The organism is Falsiroseomonas oryzae, from assembly GCF_027856955.1.
GTDB classification, from domain to species: Bacteria; Pseudomonadota; Alphaproteobacteria; order Acetobacterales; family Acetobacteraceae; genus Falsiroseomonas; species Falsiroseomonas oryzae.
Genome location: NZ_JAPSMD010000943.1, coordinates 1 through 734 on the forward strand (window position 1 = coordinate 1; position 734 = coordinate 734).

Consider the following 734-nt stretch of genomic DNA (forward strand, 5'->3'; position numbering starts at 1 on the left):
GGGCGGCTGCTGCTGGCGACGCCCTATGACTGGGCGACGCGCGCGACGCCGGTGGAACGCTGGCTCGGCGGCCATTCGCAGCGCGGCGAGGCGCAGGGCGCGGCGGAGCCGCTGCTGCGCGCGGTGCTGGCGGCGCAGCCCGGGCTGGCTGTGCTGGCGGAGGAGGCCGACTTCCCCTGGCAGACGCGGCTGCATGCGCGCGCGCATGTGGCGTATCGCGCGCATCTGGTGGCGGCGGGGCGGGAGGTCGAAGGGCCGGGCCTGGAATGACAGCGGTGTCTGGATTGGGCGGAAAGCGGTCCTTCATGTCCCGGACCGCGGAAGCACCGCCGCTCGGCTGCCCTGTCGGCGCTTGCCTCGCGCGGCCTGGGCGGCCGGGGCTTGCAGCCAACCTCATGTGACTTTTGCCATTTGACAAACATTGTAATGTTCGAAATTAATCACAATACAATCTGCCGCTCGCCGCCGGCGGTCCCCCTTCGGCGCCACACCGGCTTCAAGAGGGTGCCGGAGGCATGCATCAGCATATCGCCCACAGGGCGGCGGCGGTCCCGCCTCCCCTCGCCGACGCGCCGCCGGTCGCCGCCCGCGCCCGTCCCGCGAAGCCCGGCGACCGCGCCACAGGCGCCCTACTCGCCGCGCTCGTCGCCCTGCCGGTGCTGCTCATGGTGCTCGGTGCCTGGGCCGCCTGGAGGAACGCGTGGACCGCCGCGGAGGCCGAGGTCGCCCAGGCC

2 protein-coding genes are annotated in these 734 nt (G+C 73.0%); both read left to right on the plus strand.

Going from position 1 to position 734, the window contains the following annotated elements; genetic code table 11:
- Positions 1 to 270 (plus strand): hypothetical protein (locus tag OZN99_RS32840; RefSeq protein WP_456299929.1); only part of this gene is annotated, 270 nt, incomplete at its 5' end.
- Between the two features lie 245 nt (positions 271 to 515).
- The coding region (locus tag OZN99_RS32845) for a hypothetical protein (RefSeq protein ID WP_270939366.1) at positions 516 to 734 on the plus strand (219 nt) is incomplete at its 3' end.